The sequence below is a fragment of the Mycobacterium triplex genome (genome assembly GCF_000689255.1).
GTDB classification, from domain to species: domain Bacteria; phylum Actinomycetota; class Actinomycetes; order Mycobacteriales; family Mycobacteriaceae; genus Mycobacterium; species Mycobacterium triplex.
This window is the reverse complement of the sequence record NZ_HG964446.1, coordinates 4,744,456-4,771,295: the sequence shown is the minus strand read 5'-3', so window position 1 is coordinate 4,771,295 and position 26,840 is coordinate 4,744,456. Positions and strand designations below refer to the sequence as shown.

Here is a 26,840-nt window from a genome sequence, read left to right as displayed (position 1 = left end):
GCCGCCGGGACGAACGCGGGGGCCGCGACGATCGGCACCACCGGGATGGCGGACAGCCCCGCCAAACCCGTCAGGCCCGCCAGACCGCCCGCCAGCGTAGGCACCACCAACGGCACCATGGACGCGCTCAGCAGCGGCAGAATGATCGGGATCAGCACCAGTGTCTGCTCCAGCAACGTCTTGAGCAACGCGATCGTGTCGGTGATGATCGTGCCGATGGCTTCGACGGCGGTGAACAATATCGTCCAGAAGATCGTCACCGGATTGCCCGAGGCGAACGCCGCGGCGAGGTCGGCCGCGATGAACGAAAAGGTCTGCGCCAGAAAGGCGAAGTACGACCCGAAATCCATCGGATAGCCGAGTGCGAACGCGATGTTGAACGGATTGAGGAAGCTCAGCGGGTTGCCGAGGATGGGCAGCCACGGGTCGAAGCCGGAAAACAGCGCCTGGAAGAACGGGTTGTTCATCAGCAAATCGATCAACGGTTGGATGTAGCGGTTGTAGAAGTCGATGAACCCGATGCGCTCCAGCCATTCCAGCACCTGGCTTTGTCGATCGGGCGGCAGTGACGATGCCGCCGCCACCGTGTCGGCTTCCATGATCTGCGGCGCCGGTTCGGTTTCCGGTGCGGCGGCCACCGCCGCGGTTGCCACACCCTCGTAAGTGGTCATCACGGTGGCGGCCTGGACCCACATCCGCGCATAGTCGGCTTCGTTCAGCGCGATCGGAATGGTGTTGAGGCCGAAGAAGTTGGTCGCCACCAAGACGCCGTGGGTGGCGTGGTTTGCGGCCAGCTCCGGCAGGGTCGGCATCGTCGCCAATGCCGCGGTGTAGGCGGTGGCCACCAACTCCTGCTGGGCCGCGACGGCCGCGCTGTCGGCGCTGGCCTGGATCAACCAGGCCTGGTAAGGCGCATGCGCGACCACGTAGGCCGCGGCGGTCGGTCCGTCCCAGGCTCCGGCCTGCACCGCGCCTAACAGCGCGGTGAGTTCGTTGGCCGTCTCGGCATACTCGGCACTCAACGCGCTCCAGGTGACCGCGGCGGCCAGCAACGGTCCCGGGCCCGGCCCGCTGCTGAGCAGCGCCGAATGCACCTCCGGGGGTTCGGCCATCCAGATCGGACCGGTCATCGGTCGCCTCCGCCAGCTGGGGCGAAAGTCTTTGTCGGACACGACGAATAGCAGGTGGAGGCAGCCAGCAATGCAGAGTGTGACATGGACGTCGAGAGCTCTCTCGGGGTACTCCGCCCCGGGTCGCAGGACGCAATGACGCGAGTGTCCTGGCTCTCGGATCGCTGCTCGCCTCGCCTTCCAGCTTGCCAGCCGTGGCAGTTGAGGGTCGCTCCCCGATGACAGTGGCGGGACCGCGCCGGATTCGCACCGGCTTCCTACATCGTCATCACCTTACGGGTGACATTGTTGCAAATCACTCGAAGTCCGGGGCAAAGGCCGTGCTATCCCCGCTCCAGCACCCGCAGGCCCAGCGAAAACAGCAGCCGCACTTCCGGATCACCCAGCGAGGTCGACAACAGCTTCTCGATCCGGCGGATACGGTAGCGAACCGTGTTGGGATGCACCTGCAACAGGTGCGCGGCGAGGCCGACGTCGCCGAAGGTGTCCAGATAGGTCCGAAGAGTCTTCGCCAGCAAGGGGTCCCGCTCGTGCAGGTCGCGGATCCGCGGATCGACCAACCGCCGGTCGGTTCCGATCGTCGTGACGATTTCGTCGAGCAAGACGGTGGTGCGCGCCTCGGCCAGCGATGTCACTTGTCCGATCGAAACCGGATGCCGCTGCGCACTATCCAGTACTCGATCGACCTCGTTGCGCGCCTCGGCGATGCCGGCCAGGCCCGCGACCGGCGCCGCGATGGCCGCCCGCAGCTCGACACCGAGTTCGGTGCTCAGTGCGCTGATGGTGCCCCGGACCCACGACGTGACCGAGCGGGCCGTCGATGTCTGGGGCAGCAGCACATACATCCGCGAGCCCCGCGACGCGACTTGGGCATCTCGACGAAAAGCGCTGGCGCTCAACGCCAGAACATCGGTTAGCCGAGCATGTCGGGACCCGGCGTCGGTGGCGTCCCAGCCGATCAGCGCCGCGGTGCCGTCGGCGGCCAGCCCCAGCTCTCGGGCGATCCCCGCCACGTCGGCCGGCTCGCCGTCGGTCAGGCCGAGCAGTTGTTGCACCCGTTGCGCATGTGTCGACGGCCGCGCCGCCAGCCGGAACATGATGCGGGCGGCCAACACCGCCGCACCGCGCAAGATCTCCTCGGCGTCCTCAGCCAGCGGCGCCGATCCCTGTTGCACCCAGATGGTGCCGGCGAACACCGGCGGTCGGCGCGGCCCGGCGGGTGGCTGATAGATCCCGATGGCCAACCGCGGGCGCAGACCCAACTCCGGACGCTCGGCGACGCGAACCACTTCACCGCCGGCCCGCAGCGCGTCGAAAATGCCCCACTGGCCGATCCACTTCAAATGCTCGGGCGGCCCGGCCCGGCCCAGGATGGAAAGCCGGCGCAGTTCGTCGGCCTCGTCGTTGGAGGCCGAGTAGGCGAGCACGTGCGACTGGGCGTTTTCAATGCTGACCATGCCATGGATGCGATCGGCCAGCGATTGCGCCAGACCGAACAGGTCGGTGCCGGAGTCTTCCGTCGGATCGGCGCGATCGCCGTGGTGCTCCAAGACGTGGTTGACCAATTGGTAGAGCCGCTCCCAGCGTGCCCGCGGCTCGACGGCCACCACCGCCGACCCGACCGCGACGGCCTTGGTCACCAGCGCGTTCGACGGCTCCTTGGCGAAGATCGCGACCGGGGCGCGCTCCCGCGCCTGCTTGTCGATCCAGGCCGGCGCCTCGTCGTCGCTGACCCCCAGCAGGAAGAACACGTCGGAACTCGCCGCCGCCGCCAGGCCGAGACGGACGTCGTCGGAATCGATCAGCGCCGCCGACCCCACCGGGAGGTCCAGACCGCGCGGCGCCTCCACCAGGCTCACCAGCGTCGCGTCCAGCGCGAGCAGCAGCTGGCCCAGTCCAACGCCAGGCACCCGCATATTGTCTGATTCTACTACCGTAGGTGAATTATCTTGTCTGATCAGCCAACAGATCGCGCGGCCGCGCCGAGGATCCTGGGCAGCATGGATGCGATCACCCAGGTGCCGACGCCGGGCAACGAACCGGTTCATGACTACGCCCCGCACTCGCCCGAACGCGCCCGGCTGTATACCGAACTCGCCGGGCTGGCCGACCATCCGATCGAGCTCCCGCACGTCATCGGCGGTAAACACCGGATGGGCGACGGCGAACGCATCGATGTCGTCCAGCCACACCGGCACGCCGCCGCGCTGGGCACCTTGACCAATGCCGGCCACGCCGACGCGACGGCGGCCATCGAAGCCGCGATGGCCGCCAAGCACGACTGGGCGGCACTGCCTTTCGACGAGCGGGCCGCGGTGTTCCTGCGGGCCGCCGACCTGCTGGCCGGCCCGTGGCGGGAGAAGATCGCCGCCGCGACGATGCTCGGCCAGTCCAAGTCGGTCTACCAGGCCGAGATCGATTCCCCGTGCGAGCAGATCGACTTCTGGCGGTTCAACGTGGCATTTGCTCGCCAGATCCTGGCGCAGCAGCCGGTCAGCGGACCGGGGGAGTGGAATCGCAGCGAGTACCGCCCGCTGGACGGCTTCGTCTACGCGATCACGCCGTTCAACTTCACCTCGATCGCGGGCAACCTGCCGACCGCACCCGCGCTGATGGGCAACACCGTGGTGTGGAAACCGTCGATCACCCAGACACTGTCGGCGTATCTGACCATGCAGCTGCTCGAGGCGGCCGGATTGCCACCCGGGGTGATCAACCTGGTCACCGGCGACGGCTTTGCGGTTTCCGATGTGGCACTGGCAGATCCGCGGCTGGCCGGCATCCACTTCACCGGGTCGACGGCCACCTTTCAGCACCTGTGGCAGCAGGTGGGCGCCAATATCGGCCGCTACCACAGCTATCCGCGGCTGGTCGGCGAGACCGGCGGTAAGGACTTCGTGGTCGCGCACGCGTCGGCGCGCCCGGATGTGTTGTGCACGGCGCTGATTCGCGGGGCATTCGACTACCAGGGCCAGAAGTGCTCGGCGGCGTCGCGGGCGTTCATCCCGCATTCGGTGTGGCAGCACATGGGTGACGACTTCCTGGGCGCCACGGCCGGGCTGAGCTACGGCGACATCACTGACCTGACCAACTACGGCGGCGCGCTGATCGACCGGCGGGCCTTCGACAAGAACGTCACCGCCATCGAGCGGGCCAAGGGTGCGGCCGGTGTCACGATCGCGGTCGGTGGCGAATATGACGACAGCGTAGGCTATTTCGTCCGTCCCACGGTGCTGCTGTCCGACGACCCGACCGACGAGGCGTTCTCTACCGAGTACTTCGGCCCGCTGCTGTCGGTCCACGTCTACCCCGACGATTCCTACGAGCGCATCCTCGACGTGATCGACACCGGGTCGCGCTACGCGCTGACCGGCGCGGTGATCGCCGACGATCGTCGGGCCGTGCTCACCGCGCAGGATCGGTTGCGGTTCGCGGCCGGCAACTTCTACATCAACGACAAGCCCACCGGGGCCGTCGTCGGGCGCCAGCCGTTCGGCGGATCCCGCGGCTCGGGAACCAACGACAAGGCCGGGTCGGTACTGAATCTGTTGCGCTGGACGTCGGCCCGCACCATCAAGGAGACGTTCGTCCCGGCCACCCGGCACACCTACCCGCACATGGGGTCCGACTGATGGCCGGCGTCTTCTCCGCCACCTTGCGGCCGGCGATCATGGCCGCCAGCCGGCGTCCGGGATTGCGCCGGGCCGCCGAAGGGCTGCCGGTCACCCGCCGGGTGGTGCACCGCTTCGTCCCCGGCGAGACGGTCGACTCGGCGATGAATAGCGTTGCCGCCCTGCGTTATTCGGATCGACTGGTCAGTATCGACTATCTGGGCGAGGATGTCTCGAACGGCGATGACGCGGACGCCGCCGTGCGGGTCTACCTCGATTTGATCGAGAGGTTGGGCAGGCTCGAATCCGTCGGCGACGGAATCCGGCCGCTGGAGGTCTCGGTCAAGTTGTCGGCGCTGGGGCAGTCGCTGGAGCGTGACGGCGAGAAGATCGCCCGGGAGAACGCCTGGTCGATCTGCGACGCGGCCGCGCGGGCCGGCGTGTGGGTGACGGTGGACGCCGAGAACCACACCACGACCGATTCGACGCTGTCCATCGTGCGCGATCTGCGCACCGAATTCGGATGGCTGGGTACCGTTTTGCAGGCCTACCTGCGGCGCACCCTGGGTGACTGCCGGGAATTCGCCGCTTCCGGCGCCCGGATCAGGTTGTGCAAGGGCGCCTACGACGAGCCCGCATCGGTGGCCTACCGAGGTCGCGACGAGGTCACCGACTCCTATCTGGCCTGTCTGCGGGTGCTGATGACCGGCGCAGGGTATCCGATGGTCGCCTCGCACGACCCCGCGATCACCGAGGCGGTGCCGGCCATGGTCCGCGAATCAGGGCGCGGCACCGATGGATTCGAATACCAGATGTTGTACGGCATCCGCGACGACGAGCAGCGCCGACTGGCCGACACCGGCAACCACGTGCGGGTCTACGTGCCGTTCGGCACGCAATGGTACGGATACTTCATGCGCCGGCTCGCCGAACGCCCCGCCAACCTGACGTTCTTCCTGCGGGCCTTGGCGCAGCGCGGCCACTGATCCCGTTGAGTGTGCACCGGCGGCCTTGGGTGTGCGCTGGGGGCTGGAGACTCCGGCGTGTCGTCGCCGCAGGCGCACACCGAAATCCGCAGGCGCACAGTCAACGACGCCGAGGACGCTCGCTGGCGAATCCGCGCACCACGTGGGCGCAGACGAACTCGGTGACGACGTCGGGATCGTCCATATCCCGGATCGGCGACGGCGTGCTGAACAGCGAGAACAGGATTCGCGCGAACCATTCGCCGGCGGCTTCGATGTCGAGGTCCTTGCGGACCTCGCCGGTCAGCTTGGCCGCGGACAGATACGGCGAGAGGAAGTCGACGCATTCGCGTAGCAGCACGCCCGCATCCTTGGTCAGCAGCAGGCTGATCGCTTCCTCGTCGAAGTACTCCTCGGAGGCCATGACCCGTCGCGCCTGCGTCACGAACACCGCCGCCGAGCACAGCTTGTCCTCGAGCGTGCCGCCCCGGTCCATCGCCATGGCCATCTCGCGATAGAACCACTCCGACGCGTGCTCGGCGCACGCCTCGATGATCGCCGCCTTGTCGCTGAAGTACTCGTAGATGGTGCTGCGGGACACCCCGGCCCGCTTGGCGATGTCGACGATCGTCGCCTTCTGCAGCCCCTGCTTACCGAAACAGGCGAACGCGGACTCGACGATGAGTTCGCGGGTTTCGGTCAGCGCGGACGCCTGCGTCATGGTCCTCCCCTCTGCGAAGCGCTTACCCGGCCGGCGCCAGAATCAAGCCGCTGGTGGGCACGCCGGTGCCGGAGGTGACCAACACGTGTTCGACGTTGTCGACCTGGTTGTGCGACGTTCCACGAACCTGGCGCACACCCTCGGTGATGCCGTTCATCCCGTGGATGTAGGCCTCGCCGAGCAACCCGCCGTTGGTGTTGATCGGGAATTCCCCGCCCAGCGACAACCGCTCGACCGTCGCGAAGTCCTTGGCTTCGCCGCGCCCGCAGAACCCGAGTTCCTCGAGCTGGGTGAACACGAACGGCGTGAAATGGTCGTAGATGAACGCGGTTTGGATGTCCTGGGGCTTGAGGCCCGAGTCACGCCACAGCCGGTCGGCGACCACGCCCATCTCCGGAAGCCCGGTGATGTCGTCGCGGTAGTAGCTGGTCATCATCTCGCCGTTGGCGGCCGCACCCTGCGCGGCGGCGGTGATGATCGCCGGCGGTTGCTTCAGGTCGCGGGCACGTTCGGCGCTGGTCACCACCAGCGCGACCCCGCCGTCGCTTTCCTGGCAGCAATCCAGCAGTCGCAGCACGGGTTCGACGATCCAGCGGGAGTTCTGGTGATCCTCCAGCGTGATCGGGCGCTGGTAGAACCAGGCGTCGGGGTTGGTGGCGGCATGCTTGCGGTCGACGACCGCGATGCGGCCGAAATCGGAGTTGCTGACGCCGTAGGTCGACATATAGCGCTGGGCGTGCATCGCGACCCACGCCGCGGGAGTGAGCAATCCGAACGGCGCGTAGTGCGCCATGAACAGCGGGGTCTCCGACATGTTGCGTCCGCTGCCGCCGAACCGGAAGCCGGAGCGTTCGTTGAACGCGCGCCAGCACACCACCACATCGGCCACTCCGGTCGCGACGGCCATCGCCGCGTGCACGACGGTGCCGGCCGCCGCGCCGCCGCCGTGATGGACGCGGGAAAAAGAAGCTCAGGTCGCCGATGCCCACATTGCGGGCGATGTCGATCTCGTCGCTGGAATCCATTGTGAAGGTGACCATGCCGTCGACGTCGCCGGGTGTCAGGCCCGCGTCGTCGAGCGCGGCGCTGACCGCCTCGCACGCCAATTGCAGCTCGCTGCGCCCGGATTCCTTGGAGAACTCGGTCTGGCCGATCCCGACGATCGCGCAGCTACCGGGCAGCGAGCTCATGCGCCCTCCCCGTCGAGCAGGCTGAGGATCGCGGTGCCCGAGACATGGTCGCCCAGGCTGTTGGCGCCCTTGAAGGTCACCTCGGCGAAGTTCTCACCGCCCGAGCCTTCGGTCTTGCCGGTCACGCTGCCGGTGAAGCGCAGCGGATCGTCCGGAAAGCACGGCACGCCCAGGCGAATCGACAGCTTCTTGACCATCGCCTCGGGGCCGGCCCAGTCGGTCAGGAAGCGTACGCAATAGCCGTTGGTGGTCAGGATGTTCATGAACAGGTTGGGCGAACCCTGCTTCTTGGCGTATTCGACGTCGTGGTGCACCGGCATGAAGTCACGCGAGGCGATCGCCCCGGCCACGATCATCGTTGTGGTGATCGGGATTTCGAGCGGGGTGACCTCGTCGCCGACGTTGATGTCGGCCCACTTCAAGGTGGTGATGCGGTTAGCGGTCGTCGTCATCGGTTTCCTTCTCAGTAGGTGCTGCCGATACCGGCCAGCTGCGCCGGGGCGGGACCAAGGGTGAGCTCGTTGTGCTTGGCCCAGAGGAAATAGCGGTGCAGGGGATAGGTGATGTCGATCCCGATGCCGCCGTGAACCTGCTGGGCGGCCGACGCGACGCGGGCACCGGCGTCGGCGGCCCAGAACTTCGCGATGCGTGCCGCCCGGTCGGCCATGCGCCCGTTCGCGATCAGCCAGGCCGCATGCCAGGTGGTCCACCTGATGGCCTCGACGTCGATGAACGCGTCAGCCAGCCGCTGCTGCACGGCCTGGAAGCTGCCGATCGGGCGTCCGAATTGCTCACGCCCGCTGGTGTATTCGGCGGCGATCCGCAACGCCCGCTCGGTGACGCCGAGCTGAATCGCGCACAGCCCGATCAGTGCCCGGGTGTGCAGCGATTCGATCGGTGCGTCGAGGCGGTCGGCCGCGGAAACGGTTGCGCCATCGAGGAATACGTCGGCATGCGGTTCGCGGTTGGTGGTGGCCACCGGCCGCACCTCGACGCCGGGGGCATCGCAGCCCAGCAGGAACAGGCTCACCTGGCCGTCGTCGGTGTCGGCGGGCACCAGCACGGTGTCGGCGAGCTGGGCTGCCGGCACCAACTCTTTGACCCCGTCCAGCCGCCAGTTGTAACCGTCGCGAACGGCTTTGGTGGCCGGGATCGTCGGGTCGGTTCGGCCGGGTTCCTGCAACCCGGCGGTCAGAATGCGAGTTCCGGAGACGACGCCGGGCAGGAACCGCTGCTGTTGCTCGCGACTACCGTGGCGGGCAATCGGATCCGCGCCCAGCAGCAAGGTGGCGTAGACCGGCACCGGGGCCACACTCCATCCCACCTCGGCCAGCAGCACGCCGAGCTCCACGAAGCCGCCGCCGTTACCGCCCACCGACTCCGGCAACCCGGTGCCCAGCAGGTCGACGGCCGCGAGTTCCTTCCAGAGTGCGGCGTCGTAGCGGGTCTGGCCGGCTTCCAGTTCGGTGAGTCGCTCCGGGGTGGCGCGGCGCTCGAACAGCTCGCGGGCCAGCTTGCCGATGGTCTCTTGTTCCTCGGTGAAGGTGAAGTCCATCAGGATCACCTAGCTGCTCGGCCGGAACTGGTGCAGCACAAGGTCATTATCGAAAGATTGATAGAAAACCTCGACCGGCATCCCGACCGTGACGTCGGCCGGGTCGATTTCGCACAGGTTCGACACCAGCCGCACCCCCTCGGCGAGTTCCACCAGCACCACGATGTAGGGATACTCGAAGAACGGAAACTTCGGCTCGTGCGGCATCACGTAGCTGTAGACGCTGCCGCGGCCCGACGATTCGATGGCCTCCCACTGAAGCGAACGGCAGTGCGGGCACATCGGCCGCGCGGGATTGCGCAGCGTTCCACAGCCCATGCAGCGCTGGATCAGCAGCTTGTGCTCGCGCAGCCCGTTCCAGAAGAACTCGGTGTCCGGACTGATGGCCGGGGCCAGCCGGGCGGTCATGAGGTCTCCGGCTTGAAGCGCAGCACCCGGAACCGCTGCCGGCCCAGCACTTCGCCGTTCTGGTCGGTGTAGGTGATCACCCAGGTCAGGAAGAAGCCGGACCCCTTTGCCGTCTTCTTCTCGTCCGAGACTTCCTCGAACACCGATGTCGCGCTGATCACGTCGCCGAGCCGAGGATAGCGTTCGATCTCGAATTCCGAGTTGGTCGCGACCGTGCTGCTGTACCCGGCGTCGTCCAGGAACGCGGTGGGATTGTTCGTGATCTCCAGCGGCGCGCCCCCGCGTTCGCCGATCCCCTCCAGCTTCGGCGCCGGCATCGTCCAGGTCTGCAACATGACCGGCGGCGACACGATGCCGCCGAACCGCGAGGTCGCCGCGAACTCCGGATCGAGATACACCGGGTTCATGTCGTCGAGCGCGTAGGCCCAATGCCGGATCATCGGCTGGTTCACCGGATCCGGTGCCACCGTGGGTTTTCCACTGCCCCCGGTGGGCTGGTTGACGAGCCCCCGCAACTTGGCGAGGAACTCGGGATCTTGGTTGGTCACGTGCTGGATCCTCCTGACTGTTCCTGGCTATTTTGGGGGCCCCGAAGGTCACGCGGTGCTCGCGGCATGCCCAATCCCGCCATGGCGATGATGTCACGTTGAATTTCGTTGGCCCCACCGCCGAACGTATTGATGACCGCAAACCGGTAGGCGGATTCCAGCGCCCCGCGCAGCGGCGCGTCGTTGCCCGTGCGTAATCCGTTGTGGTCCAGCACTTCCAACAATTGACGCGCGACCTGCTGGGTGAGTTCGGTGCCGAACACCTTGGCCGCCGACGCCTCGCCCATATTGAGCACGCCCTTGGTCATCGCGGCGTTGACCCGCATGTTGATCAGCTTGTACGCGGCGACCTGCGCCTCGACCCGGGCCAGTGTCAGCCGAACCCAGGGCTGGTCGATGACGTGCCCGCCGTCTAGCTCGGTGGTACGGGCCCAGTCCAGCGTCTTGGCGAACAGCGGCTCGAGCGCGCCGAGATTGCCCAGGGCCGCACGCTCGAAGTTCAGCTGCGTGGTGATCAGCTGCCAGCCCTGGTTCTCGCCGCCTACCAGCGCGCTGGCCGGAACTCGCACGTTGTCGTAGAACGTGTAGAAGGTGGAGACGCCCGGCATCGTGTGCAACGGCTGCCAAGAGAAGCCGGGCGCCGACGTGGGCACGATGAGGATCGAAATCCCCTTGTGTTTCTTGGCGTTCGGATCGGTGCGGGCGGCCAGCCAGATGTAGTCGGCGTACGCCGCGCCGCTGGTGAACATCTTCTGGCCGTTGATCACGTAGTCGTCACCGTCGCGCACGGCGGTCGTGCGTATCGACGCCAGGTCGCTACCGGCGCCCGGCTCGGAATAGCCGATCGCGAACTCGACGCTGCCGTCGAGAATCGACGGCAGGAACTTCTGCTTCTGCTCCTCGGTGCCGCACTGCATCAGCGTCGGCCCGACCGTGCCCAGCGTCACCAACGGGATCGGAGCGTCGACCCGGCGCGCCTCCTCGGCGAAGATGAATTGCTCTAGAGCCGAGAAGCCGCGTCCGCCATACTCTTTGGGCCACCCGACACCGAGCAGGCCGGCCGCGGCCAGGGCGCGCACGCACTCGCGCACCGCCGGGCCGCCCTCGATGCGGTCTTTGATCGCCTCGGTGCGCTCGGGCGTCATCACCCGTTCCAGCGTGTCGCGGATCTCGGCGCGCAACTCCTCCTGTTCGGCTGTGTACTCGAGTTGCATTGTTCAGCCACCCGTCCCGAGTCGCACCGGCATGCGTTTGACGCCGGGCACCATGGTGGCCCGCATCCGGTCCACGTCGCCGACCAGCTCGAGCGTCGGAAAGCGGCGCAGGAGTTCGTCGAACATGACGGTGGCCTCCAGGCGTGCGAGTTGTGCACCGATGCAGGAATGCTCACCGCAACCGAATGCGATGTGCGGGTTCGGATGCCGGGTCACTTTGAATTCCTCTGAGTCGGAACCGAATATGTCCTCGTCCCGGTTCGCCGAGCCGTACAGCATCACCACCACCTCACCGGCGCGGATCTGCTGACCGCGAATCTCGACGTCGACCGTGGCGGTGCGGGCCATGTGCACCACCGGGCTGTTCCACCGCAACATCTCTTCGACGGCGGCCGGGATCAGCGTCGGGTCCCGCACCAGCAGCCGGCGCTGGTCGGGATGCGCGATCAGCGCCAGCGTGCCGAGTGCGATCAGGTTGCGGGTGGTTTCGTTGCCGGCGACCAGCAGCAGGAACGCGAAGTTGAGCAGGTCCTCGTCGGAGAGCCGTTCGTCGTCGATCTGCGCGTCGGCCAGCACGGACAGCAAATCGTCGCGGGGGTGGCTGCGCCGGGCGGCGATCAGTTGCCGGAAGTACTCGTAGAGTTGGCCGGCCGCCACCAACGGGTCGAGCTCGATCTCCGGATCGGCCGTTCCGGTGGCGGCATCCGACCAGGCCCGGAATTGCTCCCAGTCGTCGGGCGGGGCGCCGATGAGCTCGGCGATCATCCGCGTGGGCAGCGGTGCGGCGATCTGTTCGGCGAACTCGTGCACCGACCCCGGCTCGATGCCGTCGAGAATGCCGGCCACGATCTCGCGGATCTTTCCCTCGAGCACCGAGACCCGGCGCCGGGTGAATCCCGCGTTGATCAGCTTGCGCATCTGCCGGTGCCGCGGCGGGTCGGTGAAGATCAGACTGCCCTGCTGCACCGGGTTGGGCAGCTGCGGGTCGGGGATCGTGATGCCCTGGGTGGAGGTGAACAGGCCCGGGTTGCTCGACACGAAGCGGACGTCCTCGTAGCGCAGCAGCGCCCAGAAGTTGGTGACGTCGTTCCAGCACACCGGCGACGTGGCCCGCAGCTCCCGGTAGGCCGGGTAGGGATCGCCCGCATAGAAGTCGGGGGAGTGCAGCGGAAAACTCGGCGAGCGCAGCGGTGGATGAGTCTGCATGGCCTGGCCTCCCTAGCGCTCCGGCGGGATCGCCATCCGACATATTGCCGCAATGTGTCCTGCGCCGTTGTGTCTACTCTGGGCTGCCCGACCCTGTCAATACATGCGCAACTCGGTGTAATAGCTCTGAATTCACGAGATTGGTGATTGACGTCACAAGCACGGGGGTGTACACCAGGTGTTTAGATGACCGACTGCCGGGTGAGGACGCCGATGACCGAGCTGCAAACGCCGAAAACTCTCGTCGACACGTACCAGCTCTACATCGACGGCAACTGGGTCGAGCCGGCCGACGGTCGCTACGACGACATCTCCCCGTCCAGTGAGCGGGTCATCGCCACCGCACCCGACGCGAGCGTCGCGCAGGTCGGCGACGCGATCGCGGCCGCGCGCCGTGCCTTCGACAGCGGACCGTGGGGCACGATGAGCGCCGAGCAGCGCGCCGGGTGCCTGAGTCAGCTCGGCGATGCGCTGACGAAGCACGCCGACGACTTTTTCGCACTGTCGCAGCTGGAGTGGGGCTGCATCGCCAACGAGCGCGTCATGCAAATCGACGGCGCCGGGTTCATGTCGATGCATGCCGCTGCGCTCGCCACCGAGTTGACCGAGCAGCCCGTCGCCGGGATGAGTGCCGGAAACACGTTGCTGCGGCACGCGCCGCTTGGCGTGGTGTCGGTGCTGACGCCGTGGAACTTCCCGCACTGCCTGAACGTCATGAAGCTGAATCATGCTCTGGCAGCGGGCAATACCGTCGTGCTCAAGCCGTCGCCGCTGACACCGCTGGCCGGCTTGGCGCTGGCCCGACTGATCGACGAGCACACCGACATCCCGCCCGGGGTGGTCAACGTGGTCACCCCGTCGAGCGTCGACGCGGCCAAGTTGCTGACGACCGATCCTCGCGTCGACATGGTGAGCTTCACCGGCAGCTCGGTCGTCGGCCGCGAGGTCATGTCCGCGGCCGGCGACACGATGAAGCGGATCCTGCTGGAGCTGGGCGGCAAGTCGGCGAGCATCGTCCTCGACGACGCGCAGATCACCGACGAGATGTTGCAGCAGATGCTGTTCCAGTCCTGTTCGCTGCACGCCGGACAGGCGTGCATCCTGCACAGCCGGCTGCTGCTTCCCGACTCGCTGCACGACGAGGTGGTCGATCGGCTCGCCGCATTGGCTCGCGAGGTGAAGGTGGGCGATCCCGCCGACCCCGAGGTGCAGATGGGACCGTTGATCAGCGCGGCGCAACGCGGCCGGGTCGAGGCGCACGTCGTCGGCGCGTTGAACGACGGCGCCAAGCTGGTGACCGGTGGCCGTCGTCCGCCCGGCCTGGACACCGGCTTCTACTTCGAGCCGACCATTCTGTCCGGGGTGCAACCGGATTCGGCCATCGCGCAAGAGGAAGTGTTCGGTCCGGTGCTGGCCGTGCTGCGCTACCGCGACGACGACGACGCGGTGGCGATCGCGAACAACTCGCAGTACGGACTGTCCGGCGCGGTGTGGGGCGGCGACGTGGACCGCGCCGTCGGCGTCGCGCGCCGCATCCGGACCGGGCAGGTCGCCGTCAACGGCGTCAGCCCCGCGGGCGCGCCGTTCGGCGGCTTCAAACTCAGCGGGCTGGGCCGTGAGGGCGGTGGCATCGGCGGGATTCACCAGTACATGGAGGCGATGGCCATCGGGGTCCCCGCGTGACAGGACCCCTCACCGGGCTCCATGTCGTCGAAATTGCCACCCAGATCGCGGGTCCTTACGCCGCAAAGCTTTTCGTGGACCTCGGCGCCGAGGTCACCAAGATCGAGCCGCCCGCCGGGGATCCGCTGCGCCGCTGGGGCCCGTTTCCTGCCCCGGATCCCGACCCGGCATGCGGCGGCCTGTTCGACTACCTCAACGCGGGCAAAAGGGGTGCCACACTCGACCCTGGCCAGCCGAAAGACGTTGCGGCCGCGCGTGAACTGATCGCCGGTGCGCACCTGCTGGTGGAGAATTTCGCGCCCGGAACACTCGTGGGCTGGGGGCTGGGCACCGACGCGCTGCAACAGCTCAACCCAAAACTGGTGGTGCTGCACATTTCTCACTGCGGCCAGTCGGGGCCGATGCGGGACCGGCCGATGACGCCGCTGACCATGCAGGCGGCATCCGGCTGGATCAGCGGCCGGGACCCCGACCGCCCACCGGTACAGGTCGGCGCCCGGATCTCCGAATACGTCGCGGGGGCCTACGGGGCACTGGGCGCGCTGACCGCGCTGCGCATGCAGTCTGTCGGCCGGGTGCGCGAGGTGGACGTCTCGCAGGTCGAAGCGCTGCTGTCGACGCTGCCGTACCCGATGCTGATGGCGCAGCGGATGAAACGCCTTGGCCTGCCGGCCAATATGCGGTCGGCGCCGATGCTGGGAGTCGTGCGCGCCACCGACGGCTGGGTGGGCATCAACTGCCTGACGGGTCAGCACTGGCTCGACGTGTGCGCGATGCTCGGCCTGCCCGAGTACGGCGAGCAGCAGCTCGCGGTCATGCTGGGCGGCCCGGAGCGCGACGAATTCTTCGCCAAGGCCGAGCCGATCCTGGCCGGCCAGACCGTCGCCGAGATCGTCGAACTGAGTCAGGCGCTGCGCATTCCGGCCGCCCCGGTCAACGACGGCGCCACCGTGCTGGACTGCCCGCAGTACGCAGAGCGCGGGTTCTTCGTCGAGTCCGGCTCGCACCGACGCCCCGGCCCCCCGTTCCGGTTCTCGAAAACACCTGTGCCGCAGCCACGTCCGGCGCCCCGGCTGGGAGCCACCCTCGCACCGTGGAGCAGCGGCGGCCAAGCCCTGGCGCCGGCGGTGGGCGAGCTGCCGTTCGCCGGACTGCGGGTGCTGGACCTGACCACGTTCTGGGCCGGTGCCTATCTGACCTGCTACCTGGGTGCGTTCGGCGCCGACATCGTCAAGGTCGAATCGATCCAGCGGCCCGACGGACACCGCTACTCGGGGGCCTTCGCCTACGAGGGCGACGACTACTACGAGCGCAGCCCGATCTGGCAGGGCACCAACCTCAACAAGCGCGACCTGACGCTCGACCTGACCTCGCAGCCCGGCCTCGCCATTGCGCGGCGGCTGGCCGCGCAGGCCGACGTCGTGGTGGAGAACTTCTCGCCGCGCGTCGTGGAAAACTTCGGCCTGGACTACGACGCGTTGACCGCGCTGAGCCCCGACGTGATCGTCGTGCGGATGCCCGGCTACGGATTGCAGGGCCCGTGGCGCGACTACGTCGGCTGGGCGCTGAACTTCGAGCAGACCGCGGGCATGTCGGCGGTCACCGGCTATCCGGACGGTCCGCCGTGCAACCCGCAGGGTCCGGCCGACCCGATCGTCGGCGTACATGCCGGCGTCGCTCTGCTCGCCGCGCTCGAACACCGCAGCCGTACCGGTGTGGGGCAGCTGATCGAGGTCGCCCAGATCGAGGTCGCCGCGGGGGTGACCGCCGAGCCGGTGATCGAATACTCGATGAACGGGGTCGTCTCGGCACGGCAAGGCAACCGTCAGCGCGGCTACCTGCAGGGCGTCTACCCGACCGCCGCCGACGGTGCGTGGGTGGCGGTGTCGCTACCCGACGATGGGGCCGTCGACCACGACGCGTTCGACGAGCTGGTCGCGGCCTGGACCCGGACGCAGCGGCCCGCCGACATCGTGGAAAGCCTTCGCGCGCAAGGTATCGCAGCCGAGCAGGTGATCACCGGCGAGCAGATGTATGACCCCGAATTCATCGGCGCCCAGCTCGACGCGCGTGGCTTCTACGAAGAGTTCGAACATCCGATCACCGGGCCGCATCGCTATCCCGGCTGGCCGTTTCGCATCACGCCCGGGCCGCGTCGCCACCACCGCAGCGCGCCGCCCACCCTCGGACAGCACAACGCCGAAATCTTGCGCGAACTCGGCCTGTCCGACGACGACGTGGCCGCCCTGCGCGCCCAGCGGGTGATCGGCGAGCGGGTGCTCAACGCCTAGCCGAACCGCACCGGCATCCGCGTGATCAGCGGCAGCATCGTGGCCGGCATCCGCTCCACCTCGCCGGCCAGCTCCACATCGGGAAAGCGGCCCAGCAGTTCGCCGAAAAACACCGTCGCCGTCAGGCGGGCCAATTGCGCACCGACACAAGCATGTTCGCCGCAGCCGAAAGCAATGTGCGGGTTCGGAGACCTGGTCACCTTGAATTCTTCTGCGTCGGAACCGAATACATCTTCGTCCCGATTGGCCGAGCCGTACAGCATCACCACCAAGTCGCCCCGTGCGAGCCGCTGCCCCCGGATCTCGATGTCGGTCGTCGCGGTGCGGGCCATGTGCGTCACGGGGCTCGTCCAGCGCAGCATCTCCTCGACGGCGCCCGGGATCAGCGCCGGGTCCGCCACGAGTAGCCGGCGCTGGTCGGGGTGCGCAATCAGCGCGCAGGTGCCCAGGGCGAGCAGACTGCGGGTGGTTTCGATGCCGGATGCCAGCAGCAGGAACGAAAAGTCAAGCAGGTCATCGTCGCTGAGCCGCAGCCCGTCGGCCTCCGCGCCGGCCAGCACCGACAAGACGTCGTCGCCGGGATCGGTGCGGCCGGCGGCGACCAGCCGGCGGACGCAATGGTAGAGCCGGCCGGTGGTCTCGAAGGCGTCGAGATCACGGTTGGTGCCGGCGGTGCCGATCACCGCATCGGTCCAGGCCCGGAACTGCTCGCGGTCGTCGCGCGCAACCCCGAGCAGCGCGGCCATCACGCGCGCCGGCAGGGCAGCGGCGATCGTGTCGATGAAGTCGTAGGACCGGCCGGTCCGGATGCCGGCCAGTATTTCGCCGACGATCTCCCGGATCGCCGGCTCCAGCAGCGCGCCCTGGCGCCGGGTGAATCCGCCGTTGATCAGCTTGCGCAGCTGCCGGTGCCGCGGCGGATCGGTGAAGATGAGGCTGCTCTCCTGCACCGGGTTGGGCATGCCCGGCGCGGGAATGTTGATGCCCTTGCTGGAGGTGAACAGGGTCGGGTTCGTCGACACAAAGCGGACGTCGTCGTAGCGCAGCAAGGCCCAGAACTTGGCGACGTCGTTCCAGCACACCGGCGCCGTCGCGCGCAGCTCTCGGTAGCCGGGGTACGGATCGCCCGCGTAGAAGTCGGGGGAGTGCAATGGAAACGAAGTCTGCATGGCCCGAACCTTTCTGAGCCTCCCTGACCTGGTCGAGCTGCACCCTACCGAACGCGGCCGTGCCCATTTCGTAAATGGCTTGTACATGCCAAGCTGCTGGCATGGTCTTCGACATCGCCCGTCCGAAACTAGAAGGAAACGTCGCGGTTGGCGAAGACCGCCAAATCGGGTTCGCCGAATTCGGTGACCCGCAGGGGCGGGCGGTGTTCTGGCTGCACGGCACACCGGGTGCCCGCCGGCAGATTCCGACCGAGGCCCGGGTCTACGCCGAAGAACACGGCATCCGGCTGATCGGACTGGACCGCCCCGGAATCGGCTCGTCGACGCCGCATCGCTACGGGAACATCCGGGCGTTCGCCGACGACCTGCGCACGATCGCCGACACCCTCGGTATCGACCGGATGGCCGTGATCGGGCTGTCCGGCGGCGGCCCGTACGCGCTCGCCTCCGCCGCGGTGCTGTCCGATCGGGTCGTGGCGACCGGTGTGCTCGGGGGTGTCGCGCCGTTCGTCGGTGACGAAGGGATCAGCAGCGGTCTGATGAACCTGGGCAAGCGGGTGGCGCCGCTGCTGCAGCTGGGCGGTGACCCGCTGCGGATCGGCGCGAGCCTGCTGGTCCGGGCCATCCGACCGGTCGCGAATTCCGCGCTGTTCCTGTATGCCGCGATATCGCCGGAGGCCGACCGGCGCCTGCTCACCCGGCCCGAGTTCGGCGCCATGTTCCTCGACGACCTGCTCAACGGCAGCCGTAAGCAGCTCGCGGCGCCGTTCAACGACGTCATTCTGTTCGTCCGGGATTGGGGGTTCCGGCTCGACGAGGTCAGGGTCCCGGTCCGCTGGTGGCACGGCGACAGCGACCACATCGTGCCCTTCGCCCACGGCCAGCACGTGGCGGCGTTGTTGCCCGACTGCGAACTGGTCGTGCTGCCGGGCGAAAGCCACCTCGCCGGGTTGGGCCGCGGCGAAGAGATCCTGTCCACGCTGATGAAAATATGGGATGAGCAGGGTTGACGGCCCGTACTTGACCAGTGTCGGTAACCTGCTGAGGTGCTGCTCGCCTCCCTGAACCCCGCCACCACAGACATCCCCGATGCGGTCAGGATCGACGGCGCCGTATTGAGTCGCAGCGACCTGGTCGGCGGGGCGACGTCGGTGGCCGAACGCGTGGCCGGGGCCCAGCGGGTTGCGGTGCTGGCCACCCCGAGCGTGTCGACCGTGCTGGCGGTCACCGGCTGCCTGATCGCCGGCGTCCCGTTCGTCCCGGTGCCCTCCGATGTCGGCGCGGCCGAACGCCGCCACATGCTGACCGACTCCGGCGCGCAGGCCTGGCTGGGTCCGGCCCCGGAAGAGACGGAGGGCCTGCCGCACATCCCGGTGCGACTGCACGCCCGCTCCTGGCACCGCTATCCGGAGCCGCCGCCGGATGCCACCGCATTGGTCATCTACACCTCGGGCACCACGGGACTGCCCAAGGGCGTGGTGGTGAGTCGCCGGGCGATCGCGGCCGATTTGGACGCGCTGGCGCAGGCCTGGCAGTGGACCCCCGACGACGTGCTGGTGCACGGCTTGCCGCTGTTCCACATCCACGGGCTGGTGCTGGGCCTGCTCGGGTCGTTGCGGGTCGGAAATCGCTTCGTGCACACCGGGAAACCGACACCGGCCGGCTATGCCCGGGCCGGTACGGAATCGGGCGGCACCCTGTATTTCGCGGTGCCGACGGTGTGGTCGCGGGTGGTGGCCGATCAGTCGGCCGCCCAGACACTGCGATCGGCGCGGCTGCTGGTGTCGGGTAGCGCGGCGCTGCCGGTCCCGGTGTTCGACCGGCTGGAACAGCTGACCGGGCATCGGCCCATCGAACGCTACGGTGCTTCGGAGTCGCTGATCACCGTGTCGACCCGGGCCGACGGTGAGCGTCGCCCGGGCTGGGTCGGCCTGCCGCTGGCCGGAGTGCAAACCAGGCTGCTCGACGACGCCGGCAACCCCGTCCCGCACGACGGGGAAACCGTTGGCAAGCTTCACGTTCGGGGGCCAACCCTGTTCGACGGCTACCTGAATCGGCCGGAGGCCACCGCCGAGGTTTTCGATGCCGACGGTTGGTACCACACCGGCGATGTCGCGGTCATCGACGGCGACGGCATGCATCGCATCGTGGGTCGAGAATCGGTCGACCTGATCAAATCGGGTGGATATCGCATTGGCGCAGGCGAAATCGAGACATCCTTACTCGGGCATCCGGGCGTGCAGGAAGCAGCCGTGGTCGGTATGCCCGACGACGACCTGGGCCAGCGCATCGTGGCGTTCGTCGTCGGCTCCTCCGAACTCGACACCGACGAACTGATTAACTTTGTCGCTCAAGACCTTTCGATACACAAGCGACCACGCGAGGTGCGGTTCGTGGACGCGTTGCCGCGCAACGCGATGGGTAAGGTCGTCAAGAAGCAGTTGCTGTCCGAAGGATGAGACGCAGAGCCATTTCTGGTATGCAGGTTTGAGGCCGTCGTACCGCTGAGGTAACCAACACATCACAAGATGGGTTGTCAGCTGGAACTTTAAGCGACACGCAGGATATTGCCAGGTTTTCGGGCGGGCGAGAGTTCACTGCTTCGCATAATTTCGTTGGTGGACATGCAGGCAAGCACACCAAGGGGACAGGTAAGGATGTGCCATGGGTGAGTCGATCCCACCGGCGGGCGCCGCGACGACGATCGCGGACGAGCCGCGTGCCACACCGATGGCGCGGGTCGCGGTCTCGTGTCTGGTCGGCTCGGCCATCGAGTTCTACGACTTCCTGATCTATGGCACCGCGGCGGCGCTGGTGTTTCCCGCCGTGTTCTTTCCGAACCTCACGCCCGGGGTGGCCATGATCGCCTCGATGGGAACATTCGCCACGGCGTTTCTGTCCCGGCCCGTCGGTGCGGCCGTGTTCGGGTACTTCGGCGACCGGTTGGGCCGCAAGAAGACGCTGGTGTCCACGTTGCTGATCATGGCCGTGGCCACGGTGAGCGTCGGCCTGGTGCCCAGCACCGCGTCGATCGGGATGGCGGCGCCGTTGATCCTGATGGGTCTGCGGCTGCTGCAGGGGTTTGCGGTGGGCGGCGAATGGGCCGGGTCGGCCCTGCTCAGTGCCGAATACGCACCCGGCGACCGCCGCGGTCGGTATGGGATGTTCACCCTGCTCGGCGGCGGTGTCGCCGGAGTGCTGAGCAGCCTGACCTTCCTCGGCGTCAACGTCACGATCGGCGAATACAGCCCCGAGTTCCTGCAGTGGGGATGGCGGATCCCGTTCCTGATCAGCTCGGTGCTGATCGCACTGGCCTTGTACGTGCGGCTCAACATCGAGGAGACTCCGGTGTTCGCCGAGGAGAAGTCCCGCGACCTGGTGCCCAAAGCGCCGCTGGCCGAGGTGTTTCGGCTGCAGGGCCGGGAGATCCTGCTGGCCGCCGGCAGCGTGTTGTGCACCATGGCGTTCTGCTACATGGGCAACACCTATCTGGCGATGTACGCGCACACCCACCTGGGCTATACCCGCAGCTTCATCTGGTCGGTCGGCGTGCTCAGCGGTCTGGTCAGCATCGCGACCGTGGTGGTCTCGGCCGGCCTGTGCGATCGCGTCGGCCGGCGCCGGTTGATGTTGGCGGGCTGGGCGGCGTGTGTGCCGTGGGCGTTCGTGGTGATCCCGTTGATCGACACCGGCAATCAAGCGTTGTACGCGGTCGCGATTGTCGGCACCTTCGCCGTCTCCGGGATCGGCAGCGGACCCATCGGCGCTTTCATCCCCGAACTGTTCGCCACCCGCTACCGCTACAGCGGCTCGGCACTGGCGATCAACCTGGCCGGCGTGCTGGGTGGGGCGCTGCCGCCGCTGGTGGCCGGGACGCTGCTGGCGACCTACGGCAGCTGGTCGATCGGGGTCATGCTCGCCGCCCTCGCATTGACCAGCCTGGTCTGCACCTATCTACTGCCGGAGACCCGCGGAACCACGCTGTAGCTCAGTTGGCGTGCAGGTCCTCGTTCAGCGCGATGCCCTGACCGCCGCGGGCCACCACTTCCACGGCACCGCTGACCGAATTGCGGCGAAACAGCAGGTTGTTGCCGCCGGAGAGCTCGAGCGCCTTCAGTGTTTTGCCCTCGGGCGTAAGGACTTTGGTGCCCGCGGTGACATAGAGGCCGGCTTCGACGACACAGTCGTCGCCCAGTGAGATGCCCAGACCGGCGTTGGCGCCGAGCAGGCACCGCTTGCCGATCGAAATGACCTCCGTGCCACCGCCGGACAGCGTTCCCATGATCGACGCCCCGCCGCCGATATCCGAACCGTCGCCGACCACCACGCCGGCCGAGATGCGGCCCTCGACCATCGAAGCGCCCAGCGTGCCGGCGTTGTAATTGACGAAGCCTTCGTGCATCACGGTGGTTCCGGACGCCAGGTGCGCGCCCAGGCGTACCCGGTCCGCATCGGCGATGCGGACCCCGGTGGGCATCACGTAGTCGACCATCCGCGGGAACTTGTCGACGCCGTAGACGGTCACCTGCCCCCGGCGGCGCAGCCGCGCGCGGACCGACTCGAAACCCTCGATCGCGCAGGGTCCGTGATTAGTCCAGACCACATTGGTCAATACCCCGAACAAGCCGCCGGCGTTCAGCCCATGCGGCGCGACCAGTCGGTGAGACAGCAAATGCAGCCGCAGGTAGGCGTCGTAGGCGTCGGCGGCCACATCGTCCAGCGAGCCGATGACGGTACGCACGGCGACGGTGTCGGTGTTGCGGTCGTCGTCCCGGCCGACCAGTGCGGCCAGCTCCGGCGGAATGTCGGACAACGCGAGGCGCGATGTGCCGCAGGTGTCCGACTCCGTCAGTTCCGGTGCGGGAAACCACGTGTCGAGGATCGATCCGTCGGAGGCCAGTGTCGCCAGCCCGATACCTGCAGCTCCAGTCACGGCGGTCAGGTTACTTTCCCGCCCGGACGGGCACCACGGGGCCCCGGCTCGGATAACTAATGCTTGCGTTACTCAGGCGCTGATGGCTACACTGCTGAGTAACGAGATAATTAGTCAGACAAGGTATGGTGTCCTCGCCGCGAGGCGAGCGAGATCGCTTGTTCTACAGCCTATTAGGAGTGCACAACATGAGCGATCTACTCGACGACGTCCTGGCCGCCCACGGCGGATTGAAGCGCTGGCAGCAGGTCCGTAGCGTCACCGCGGTAGTGCGGTCCTGGGGCTTGACCTGGACGGGCAAGGGCCAGCCGGGCCTGTTCGGCGGTGTGCACGTCACGGCGCAGACCGGCACGCAGGCCGTCAGTGTTCATCCCTTCACCGACGCGACCGCGCGCGGCTTCTACACCCCCGATCGGGTGTGGATCGAGTCGGCGGACGCGACGATTCTGCAGAATCGTCACCAGCCCCGGGACGCATTCGCCGGCCACAATCGCCAAACGCCATGGGATCATTTGCACGGCTTGTACTTCGGCGGCTACGCGCTGTGGAACTATTTCAACCTGCCGTTTCTGGCGGCGCTGCCCGACGTCGACGCACAGGAGATCGATCCCTGGCACGAGGGGCCCGCGCAGGACTGGCGGCGGTTGCGGCTGACGTTCCCGCCGCATATCCACACCCACTGCCCGGTGATGGATCTCCACATCGACAACGACGGGCTCATCGTCCGTCTGGACTACGCGCCCGAGGTGATCGGTGGCGGTACGGCGGCTCACTACCTGTACGACTACGCCGAATACGACGGGTTTATGTTCCCCGGTACCCGTAAAGTGGTGCCGCGCCTTGCGGACAACCGTGCTGTGGTGCCGCCCGAGCCCGAATCTCTGCTGATCGGCATCGAATTCCCCGAAGGCTACGTCCTGGCCTGACTGTCCAGCGGGATCTGCCACTACGCTGGTTGCGTGCTGGACTTGCATGGGGATCCGATCGCGTTGACTGCGGCGCTGGTCGACATCCCCAGCGAGTCGCGAGACGAAGCGCGCATCGCCGACGAGGTCGAGGCCGCGTTGCGCGCGCAGACGACCGGCTTCGAGATCGTCCGTAACGGCAACGCCGTGCTGGCCCGCACCCAGCGAAAGCTGCCGTCGCGGGTGCTGCTGGCCGGTCATCTCGACACCGTCCCGGTCGCCGACAACCTGCCCAGCCGTCGCAGCACCGGTGAAGCGGGCGACGTGCTGCACGGCTGCGGCACCTCGGACATGAAGTCCGGCGACGCCGTCTTTCTGCATCTGGCCGCCACGGTGGCCGAACCGGCACACGACCTGACGCTGGTGCTTTACGACTGCGAGGAAATCGACGCGGCCGCAAACGGTTTGGGCCGCATTGAGCGGGAGCTGCCGGAGTGGTTGGCCGCCGACGTCGCGATCCTCGGTGAACCCACCGGCGGCTACATCGAGGCCGGTTGCCAGGGCACGCTGCGAGTCGTGGTCAGTGCCACCGGAACCCGCGCGCACTCGGCGCGTTCCTGGTTGGGCGACAACGCAATTCACAAACTGGGTGCCGTGCTGGACCGGTTGGCCAGCTACCGGGCCCGCACCGTCGACATCGACGGCTGCGAGTACCGCGAAGGCTTGTCGGCCGTGCGGGTCGACGGCGGCGTCGCCGGCAACGTCATCCCCGACGCGGCCTCGGTGACCGTCAACTACCGCTTCGCGCCCGACCGGTCAATCACGGAGGCGCTACACCACGTGCACGAGGTGCTCGACGGCATCGACGTGCGGATCGAGCAGACCGACGGCGCGGCCGGAGCGCTGCCCGGCCTGTCGCAGCCGGCCGCCAAGGCGTTGGTCGACGCCGCCGGCGGACAGGTGCGGGCCAAATACGGCTGGACGGACGTGTCCCGATTCGCCGCCTTCGGCATCCCGGCGGTCAACTTCGGGCCCGGTGACCCCAACCTGGCGCACACCCGCGACGAGCGGGTGCCCGTCGCCGCGATCACCGCCGCGGTGGACATGCTGCGGGGTTACCTGGGCGGCTAACCGCACTGCTGTGCCTGCGCGGCCGCATTGGCGGCCGCCGCGTGCATCCCGACCGCCGTCAGCTCCTCGGCCACCGCGCGCAGCGCGTCCCCGTCGTCGGTCGCCAGCGCCTTGGCGTGCGCCAGCGCGAGCTGACCGGCCACGCAGTCGGCCTCGTCGCGCAGCCGGGCCAGCGGATCCACCGCGCGGATGTCGCCGAGGCGGACGGCCTCGTGCCAGACGCGAATCGCCACGGCCGACTGCCCGCGACGCTCGGCCATCCGCGCCGCGTCGCGGGCCGCGGCGATCGCCCCATGCGAGTCGCGTTCGGCGGCCCGCCGCCAGGCCCGCGCCACGCCCAGCTCGGGGCTGAACAGAGCCGACTTGGTTCCGTGCCGAGATTCGGCCCTGCTCAACGCTTTTGCCGCCCCGGCGATGTCGTCTTGCTGGGCCAGCGCGGTGGCCAGCAGCATCAGCGACAGCGGGCCCCAGGAATAGCCGGTGCGTTCCAACGCCGCGGCCGCCGGGCCCAGCAGCGCGGCGGCTTCGGCGAACCGCCCGGCGGCGATCAGGGTGTGCGCCAGCAGCACCTCGCCGATCGCCCGGCCCGGCTGCTGCAATTCCGCGAAATCGGTGAACTGCTGCGCCAGTTCGGTCGCCGTCTCGACCCGGCCCGCCATCAGCAGGGTCGTCGTCTCGCCGAGGCCGACGGTGAACCGCAGCAGTCCGGGGTGCTCGGCGCCCAGCGCACGCTGTGCCAGCGGCTCGACGTCGGCGAACCGGCCTTGGCGCGCCGAACACAGCGTGGCCGCGCTGGCCGCCCAGGCCACCGCCTGGTCGTCGGCGGCCGGTGAGTCCAGCACCCGACGCGCGATCTCGACGGCGCCCTCGACGTTGCCGGCGTTCATCGCGAACGTCGCGCTCAGCGCGTCGAGCGTGAGGCGCGGGCCGACGTCGGGGACGCGATTGCGGATGGTCAACAGGAACGCGGTGGCCCGCTCCGGCTCGCTGAGCATGAAGAACTGATTGGCCGCCCGCAGCAGGGTCCACGCCATCAGCTCTTCTTCGGACAGCGCGGCGGGGTCGACCGCGGCCAGTAGTTCCTCCGCCTCGCGGCCGCGGCCCTGGAACGCCAGTGAGTTCGCCAGCGGCAGCCGGGCCGCGAGGGTCTGGGAGTCTTCGGAGCGCTGCAGCGCGGAGCGGGCCAACCGCTCGCCGAGCGTGAGATCGCCCAGCCGCAATGCCTGCTGAGCCGCGTCGACGACCTCGGCCACCGGTTGCGGGGCGTCGCTGTCGAGCGCCAGCGAGGCCAGCCGCAGCCGGTCGGACAGGCGATCGGACGGATGCCGGGACTGCAGCTCGACCAATTCGGTGCGCCGCCGTCGGGCCCCGTCGTCGCCGAGTGCGGCCCGCGCGCGTTCGGAGAACAGCGGGTGGGCGGTGTACACCACCGGATCGTCGGCCTGCTCGTCGCGCACCCGGGTTTCGGCCGCGCCCCACTGCTGGGCTTCGGCGACGGCGCCGTCGCCGGCCAACACGGTCAGATCGGCCAGCGACAGCGGCTCCTCGACGGCCAGGTAGTCGAGCACCGCCCGCGCCGCCGCGGGCAACTCGGCGATGAAGGCGTCGACCTCGCCCGCGCTGGTGGCCGCGCCGGGCGCGTCGACGTCGATGCGCTCCAGCAGGCCGTCGGTCCACAGCGCCGCGATGGCCTCGGGTGCGGCATCGGCTCGAGCGGTGACGATCATCCGCGCGGTGCCCGCCAGCGCCAACTGGTAGACGAGGGTGGCCGACAGGATGTCCAGGTCGTGGGCGTCGTCGACGACCAGCAGCAGATCGCCCTGGGCGTCGCGGCTCAGCGACGCCCGCGCCGCCCGCAACAACGCGGCGGGCTTGCCGATGTCGGCGATGTCCACGATGTGACTGAAGGCGCCGAACGGGACCATACGCTCGGTCGGGGTGCCGGTGACCCAGCGGACGAAAGTGCTTGGCTTGGCGCTCGAGAAATTCTCCGCGGCCAGCCGCGCCAGCGTGGACTTGCCGACGCCGTCGGGGCCGAGCACCACCGCCCCGCGCCGCGCCCCGTCAGCCAAGGCCGAACCCAGCTGTTCCAACGTGGACGCGTGCTGCGGGACGTTCCATCGAATCGGCATCGCCGAATTTTATTGCGACGCGGTGTCCAGCCGGTGACTAGCTAGCGC

General features: G+C 68.0%; 21 protein-coding genes, 1 pseudogene and 1 riboswitch. Of the genes and pseudogenes, 9 read left to right on the top strand and 13 right to left on the bottom strand.

Annotation, left to right across the window (positions count from 1 at the left end; all coding sequences use genetic code 11):
* Both BN973_RS22020 and BN973_RS22015 read right to left on the bottom strand, forming a co-directional pair.
* Positions 1-1,130, bottom strand: a 1,130-nt coding sequence (locus BN973_RS22020; protein WP_036470868.1) for a PPE family protein, incomplete at its 3' end; no start/stop codon positions are given.
* Between the two features lie 122 nt (positions 1,131-1,252).
* Positions 1,253-1,433, bottom strand: a riboswitch (cobalamin riboswitch).
* 20 nt (positions 1,434-1,453) lie between these two features.
* Entirely contained in the window at positions 1,454-3,046 is a 1,593-nt protein-coding gene (locus BN973_RS22015; RefSeq protein WP_139830384.1) for a PucR family transcriptional regulator, read from the bottom strand.
* A gap of 84 nt (positions 3,047-3,130) precedes the next feature.
* On the opposite strand from BN973_RS22015, the gene pruA reads away from it, so the two are divergent.
* Positions 3,131-4,762 carry an L-glutamate gamma-semialdehyde dehydrogenase gene (gene pruA, locus BN973_RS22010; protein WP_036470867.1) on the top strand — a complete coding sequence of 544 codons (1,632 nt, stop codon included), beginning with the start codon at positions 3,131-3,133 and terminating at the stop codon, positions 4,760-4,762.
* Positions 4,762-5,727, top strand: coding sequence for a proline dehydrogenase family protein (locus tag BN973_RS22005; protein ID WP_036470866.1), 966 nt, complete (start codon positions 4,762-4,764; stop codon positions 5,725-5,727). Before pruA ends, BN973_RS22005 begins: the two co-directional genes overlap by 1 nt.
* A gap of 100 nt (positions 5,728-5,827) precedes the next feature.
* Here BN973_RS22005 and BN973_RS22000 read toward each other — a convergent pair whose 3' ends face one another.
* The 8 genes and pseudogenes from BN973_RS22000 to BN973_RS21965 all read right to left on the bottom strand — a co-directional run bounded on the left by BN973_RS22000 (position 5,828) and on the right by BN973_RS21965 (position 12,548).
* A complete protein-coding gene (locus BN973_RS22000; RefSeq protein ID WP_036470865.1) occupies positions 5,828-6,427 on the bottom strand; it encodes a TetR/AcrR family transcriptional regulator in 600 nt (199 codons plus the stop codon).
* 22 nt (positions 6,428-6,449) lie between these two features.
* Positions 6,450-7,617, bottom strand: a pseudogene (locus BN973_RS21995) (lipid-transfer protein).
* Positions 7,614-8,069: a MaoC family dehydratase gene (locus BN973_RS21990; RefSeq protein ID WP_036470864.1), complete on the bottom strand. Its 456-nt coding sequence runs from the start codon at positions 8,067-8,069 to the stop codon at positions 7,614-7,616. The pseudogene BN973_RS21995 and the gene BN973_RS21990 overlap by 4 nt, the downstream one beginning before the upstream one ends.
* Positions 8,070-8,080: 11 nt before the next feature.
* Positions 8,081-9,172: an acyl-CoA dehydrogenase family protein gene (locus BN973_RS21985; protein WP_036472850.1), complete on the bottom strand. Its 1,092-nt coding sequence runs from the start codon at positions 9,170-9,172 to the stop codon at positions 8,081-8,083.
* A gap of 9 nt (positions 9,173-9,181) precedes the next feature.
* Positions 9,182-9,580, bottom strand: a complete 399-nt coding sequence (locus BN973_RS21980; protein ID WP_036470863.1) for a Zn-ribbon domain-containing OB-fold protein — start codon at positions 9,578-9,580, stop codon at positions 9,182-9,184.
* Positions 9,577-10,128, bottom strand: a complete 552-nt coding sequence (locus tag BN973_RS21975) for a MaoC family dehydratase (RefSeq protein WP_036470862.1) — start codon at positions 10,126-10,128, stop codon at positions 9,577-9,579. The genes BN973_RS21980 and BN973_RS21975 overlap by 4 nt, the downstream gene beginning before the upstream one ends.
* Positions 10,125-11,342: an acyl-CoA dehydrogenase family protein gene (locus BN973_RS21970; RefSeq protein WP_036470859.1), complete on the bottom strand. Its 1,218-nt coding sequence runs from the start codon at positions 11,340-11,342 to the stop codon at positions 10,125-10,127. The genes BN973_RS21975 and BN973_RS21970 overlap by 4 nt, the downstream gene beginning before the upstream one ends.
* Positions 11,343-11,345: 3 nt before the next feature.
* Complete coding sequence (locus BN973_RS21965; protein ID WP_036470858.1) at positions 11,346-12,548, bottom strand: cytochrome P450; 1,203 nt, start codon at positions 12,546-12,548, stop codon at positions 11,346-11,348.
* 213 nt (positions 12,549-12,761) lie between these two features.
* On the opposite strand from BN973_RS21965, the gene BN973_RS21960 reads away from it, so the two are divergent.
* On the top strand, positions 12,762-14,231 hold the full coding sequence (locus BN973_RS21960) for an aldehyde dehydrogenase family protein (protein ID WP_036472849.1): 1,470 nt from the start codon (positions 12,762-12,764) through the stop codon (positions 14,229-14,231).
* Entirely contained in the window at positions 14,228-16,522 is a 2,295-nt protein-coding gene (locus tag BN973_RS21955; RefSeq protein WP_036470857.1) for a CaiB/BaiF CoA transferase family protein, read from the top strand. The genes BN973_RS21960 and BN973_RS21955 overlap by 4 nt, the downstream gene beginning before the upstream one ends.
* Here the strand turns inward: BN973_RS21955 and BN973_RS21950 are convergent.
* Positions 16,519-17,691, bottom strand: coding sequence for a cytochrome P450 (locus BN973_RS21950; RefSeq protein ID WP_036470856.1), 1,173 nt, complete (start codon positions 17,689-17,691; stop codon positions 16,519-16,521). The two genes, BN973_RS21955 and BN973_RS21950, sit on opposite strands and share 4 nt — an antisense overlap.
* Positions 17,692-17,792: 101 nt before the next feature.
* Here BN973_RS21950 and BN973_RS21945 point away from each other — a divergent pair, with 101 nt between their 5' ends.
* From BN973_RS21945 to BN973_RS21935, 3 genes are all read left to right on the top strand, one after another.
* A complete protein-coding gene (locus BN973_RS21945; RefSeq protein WP_036470855.1) occupies positions 17,793-18,701 on the top strand; it encodes an alpha/beta fold hydrolase in 909 nt (302 codons plus the stop codon).
* A gap of 36 nt (positions 18,702-18,737) precedes the next feature.
* Positions 18,738-20,150 (top strand): acyl-CoA synthetase, encoded by a 1,413-nt coding sequence (locus BN973_RS21940; RefSeq protein ID WP_036470854.1) that lies wholly within the window; start codon positions 18,738-18,740, stop codon positions 20,148-20,150.
* A gap of 271 nt (positions 20,151-20,421) precedes the next feature.
* Positions 20,422-21,678 carry an MFS transporter gene (locus BN973_RS21935; protein ID WP_036472848.1) on the top strand — a complete coding sequence of 419 codons (1,257 nt, stop codon included), beginning with the start codon at positions 20,422-20,424 and terminating at the stop codon, positions 21,676-21,678.
* 1 nt (position 21,679) lies between these two features.
* On the opposite strand, the gene dapD is transcribed toward BN973_RS21935, so the two are convergent.
* The gene (gene dapD, locus BN973_RS21930; protein WP_139830383.1) at positions 21,680-22,633 is read right to left on the bottom strand and encodes a 2,3,4,5-tetrahydropyridine-2,6-dicarboxylate N-succinyltransferase; all 954 of its coding nucleotides are present in this window, start codon (positions 22,631-22,633) and stop codon (positions 21,680-21,682) included.
* A gap of 179 nt (positions 22,634-22,812) precedes the next feature.
* Here dapD and BN973_RS21925 point away from each other — a divergent pair, with 179 nt between their 5' ends.
* A complete protein-coding gene (locus BN973_RS21925) occupies positions 22,813-23,550 on the top strand; it encodes a hypothetical protein (RefSeq protein WP_036470851.1) in 738 nt (245 codons plus the stop codon).
* A gap of 33 nt (positions 23,551-23,583) precedes the next feature.
* On the top strand, positions 23,584-24,660 hold the full coding sequence (dapE, locus tag BN973_RS21920) for a succinyl-diaminopimelate desuccinylase (RefSeq protein WP_036470850.1): 1,077 nt from the start codon (positions 23,584-23,586) through the stop codon (positions 24,658-24,660).
* Here dapE and BN973_RS21915 read toward each other — a convergent pair.
* Positions 24,657-26,792 (bottom strand): ATPase AAA, encoded by a 2,136-nt coding sequence (locus tag BN973_RS21915; RefSeq protein ID WP_036470848.1) that lies wholly within the window; start codon positions 26,790-26,792, stop codon positions 24,657-24,659. The two genes, dapE and BN973_RS21915, sit on opposite strands and share 4 nt — an antisense overlap.
* Positions 26,793-26,840: the final 48 nt, after the last annotated feature.

Excerpts from the sequence above, each read along its gene's own strand:
- BN973_RS22015 (WP_139830384.1), bottom strand. The coding sequence starts at position 3,046 with ATGCGGGTGCCTGGCGTTGGACTGGGCCAGCTGCTGCTCGCGCTGGAC.
- pruA (WP_036470867.1), top strand. The coding sequence starts at position 3,131 with ATGGATGCGATCACCCAGGTGCCGACGCCGGGCAACGAACCGGTTCAT.
- BN973_RS22005 (WP_036470866.1), top strand. The coding sequence starts at position 4,762 with ATGGCCGGCGTCTTCTCCGCCACCTTGCGGCCGGCGATCATGGCCGCC.
- BN973_RS22000 (WP_036470865.1), bottom strand. The coding sequence starts at position 6,427 with ATGACGCAGGCGTCCGCGCTGACCGAAACCCGCGAACTCATCGTCGAG.
- BN973_RS21990 (WP_036470864.1), bottom strand. The coding sequence starts at position 8,069 with ATGACGACGACCGCTAACCGCATCACCACCTTGAAGTGGGCCGACATC.
- BN973_RS21985 (WP_036472850.1), bottom strand. The coding sequence starts at position 9,172 with ATGGACTTCACCTTCACCGAGGAACAAGAGACCATCGGCAAGCTGGCC.
- BN973_RS21980 (WP_036470863.1), bottom strand. The coding sequence starts at position 9,580 with ATGACCGCCCGGCTGGCCCCGGCCATCAGTCCGGACACCGAGTTCTTC.
- BN973_RS21970 (WP_036470859.1), bottom strand. The coding sequence starts at position 11,342 with ATGCAACTCGAGTACACAGCCGAACAGGAGGAGTTGCGCGCCGAGATC.
- BN973_RS21965 (WP_036470858.1), bottom strand. The coding sequence starts at position 12,548 with ATGCAGACTCATCCACCGCTGCGCTCGCCGAGTTTTCCGCTGCACTCC.
- BN973_RS21960 (WP_036472849.1), top strand. The coding sequence starts at position 12,762 with ATGACCGAGCTGCAAACGCCGAAAACTCTCGTCGACACGTACCAGCTC.
- BN973_RS21950 (WP_036470856.1), bottom strand. The coding sequence starts at position 17,691 with ATGCAGACTTCGTTTCCATTGCACTCCCCCGACTTCTACGCGGGCGAT.
- BN973_RS21945 (WP_036470855.1), top strand. The coding sequence starts at position 17,793 with ATGGTCTTCGACATCGCCCGTCCGAAACTAGAAGGAAACGTCGCGGTT.
- BN973_RS21935 (WP_036472848.1), top strand. The coding sequence starts at position 20,422 with ATGGCGCGGGTCGCGGTCTCGTGTCTGGTCGGCTCGGCCATCGAGTTC.
- BN973_RS21925 (WP_036470851.1), top strand. The coding sequence starts at position 22,813 with ATGAGCGATCTACTCGACGACGTCCTGGCCGCCCACGGCGGATTGAAG.
- BN973_RS21915 (WP_036470848.1), bottom strand. The coding sequence starts at position 26,792 with ATGCCGATTCGATGGAACGTCCCGCAGCACGCGTCCACGTTGGAACAG.